The sequence below is a fragment of the Bradyrhizobium sp. genome, assembly GCF_016462955.1.
GTDB lineage: Bacteria > Pseudomonadota > Alphaproteobacteria > Rhizobiales > Xanthobacteraceae > Bradyrhizobium.
This window is the reverse complement of record NZ_JAEMSD010000718.1, coordinates 1-991: the sequence shown is the minus strand read 5'-3', so window position 1 is coordinate 991 and position 991 is coordinate 1. Positions and strand designations below refer to the sequence as shown.

The 991-nt window shown below is 63.4% G+C and carries 2 protein-coding genes; both read left to right on the top strand.

Annotated elements, in window-relative coordinates:
* On the top strand, positions 1 to 472 hold a 472-nt coding region (locus JHD07_RS37340), incomplete at its 5' end, for a hypothetical protein (RefSeq protein ID WP_291631298.1).
* A gap of 3 nt (positions 473 to 475) precedes the next feature.
* On the top strand, positions 476 to 991 hold a 516-nt coding region (locus tag JHD07_RS37335; RefSeq protein WP_291631295.1), incomplete at its 3' end, for an ImmA/IrrE family metallo-endopeptidase.

Genomic DNA, 991 nt, shown 5'->3' with positions numbered 1-991 from the left:
GCGCACGCAGTGGTCTTCGGAGTCCGACGAGCCCGGCGACGAGCCCGACGAGAGCATGCTTGCGCGCGGGCGCAGCCATGCCCTGAATCTGCTTCACAGCGCGCGTCAAGAAGCCGCTGCCGCCCAGAACGTTTCTGAAAAGACATGGCCCCATGCCGTGTCGGCGGCCGGCTTCGATATTCCGCGGCTTGCGCGCTGTATCAACATCGATCGCATGGTTCTGGCCGAGCTGAATGCCGGCCGCATGCGCTTGCCGTTGGGCCGGCGTTTGACGGATGCGCTCACGGACGTACTCGGCATGAGCGCCGCTTGGCTTGAGCGCGTGGTAACCGATCTCTTGGCGGGGCCCCGGCGATTGGGCCACGCCAAGGCGGATGAAGCGCCCACCATCAATACGCGATCCTATGCTGAGGTCATTCAGGCCAGCTCCATGTCGGAGGATGAAAAACACTATTGGCTTGGAGAGGACTAAGGCATGGACGCTTGGCGGGATATCCGGCTCAAGGCGCGCGAATGTCACCGCCAGGCCCTCTTGAAGTCCAAGGGCGTCCGTAAGGCACCTGCGCTGCTCGCGGCTGCGCTGGAAGACGAAGACCTTCAGCTCACCCATTACGCGCCGGGCACGGTCGTGAGCAAAGGTGTTTATGGATTTCTCGACCGCCCTTCGAAGATAATCAACGTCGCGAGCGGCCAGAGCCCGGAAAACGAAGCCGTGGTGACCGCGCATGAACTCGGTCACTACAAACTCCACCGCGATCCCCGCAACGAAGTGACCGCCATCGCGCCTGGCCTTGGCGGCGATCCGATCGATTCAGGCGCGGGCCGCGTGGAGGGCTATTCGCCGAGCGAGCGCAAGGAAGTCCAAGCCGATATTTTCGCCGGCGAGTTTCTCTGCCCGGCCGACTGGCTGCGCGAAGAACTCCTCGCGCATGGCCGCAAGCCTGCGGACATTGCCAAAGATATCGGCGCGCCGCCTGGCCTCGTCCTGAAT